The following is a 930-nucleotide window of genomic DNA, read 5'->3' as shown; positions in this document are numbered from 1 at the left end:
CCACACGTTCGAGAAGCGGTATAAGGAAGTGCCCAGCGGATTCCGGCAGTGGGATCAACTGTGGCATGCCGACAAATGGCTGCTGTTTCCGGAGAATATCGGTCCGAAGCTGGCAATCGACGAGTCCTCACTCTCCAACGGCGAACTGTACACGTTTGTGACCAACCGTGACTCCCGCACACGTGAACGCTCCCTGGTTGCCATCGTGGCAGGCACAAAGTCAGAGGATATCATCGCTGTGCTGGAACGCATTGATGATGAGCGTCGTCATGCAGTGAAGGAGGTTACACTCGACCTGTCTGATTCCATGCGCAAGATCGTCCGGTCGGTTTTTCCAAAAGCGAGCCGTGTCATTGACCGGTTCCACATCCAAAAGCTTGCCTGCGACGCCGTACAGGAATTGCGGGTCAAGCACCGTTGGGAAGCTATACAGCAGGCAAACGACGAGATGGAAGAGGCCAAGCTGAACGGTGAGGACTATGTGCCGTTCCGGTTTCCCAATGGCGATACCCGCAAAGAACTGCTCATACGCTCACGGTGTCTCCTGTTCAAATCAGCCGAGAAATGGACCGGCAGGCAGAAACAGCGTGCCGCCATTCTGTTCGAAGAGTATCCGGATATCAGAACGGCATACGGCCTGTGCCATTCCTTGCGGATGATCTTTTCAAAAAACACAATCAAGGATGCCGCACGTTTGTCTATGGCAAAGTGGTATAGCAAGGTCGAAGAAGCAGGATTCCATTCCTTTAACGTCATCGCCGCAACCTTCTATGAGCATTATGATGAAATATTGAAATTCTACAACAACCGTGATTCAAATGCGATGGCTGAATCATTCAATGCCAAGATAAAACTATTCAGGGCAAACCTCAGGGGTGTTGCTGACAAGAAGTTCTTCCTGTTCCGTATAGCAAACCTTTACGCTTATCC

The 930-nt window shown here is 51.1% G+C and carries 1 protein-coding gene; it reads left to right on the top strand.

Features of this window, described 5'->3' with window-relative positions; genetic code table 11:
* Positions 1–930 (top strand): transposase (locus MoGM_RS00085; protein WP_233210065.1); only part of this gene is annotated, 930 nt, incomplete at both ends.

It is taken from the genome of Prevotella sp. MGM1, assembly GCF_002933775.1.
GTDB lineage: Bacteria > Bacteroidota > Bacteroidia > Bacteroidales > Bacteroidaceae > Prevotella.
The sequence above is the reverse complement of the archived record's forward strand: the minus strand, read 5'-3'. Positions and strand labels throughout refer to the sequence as shown.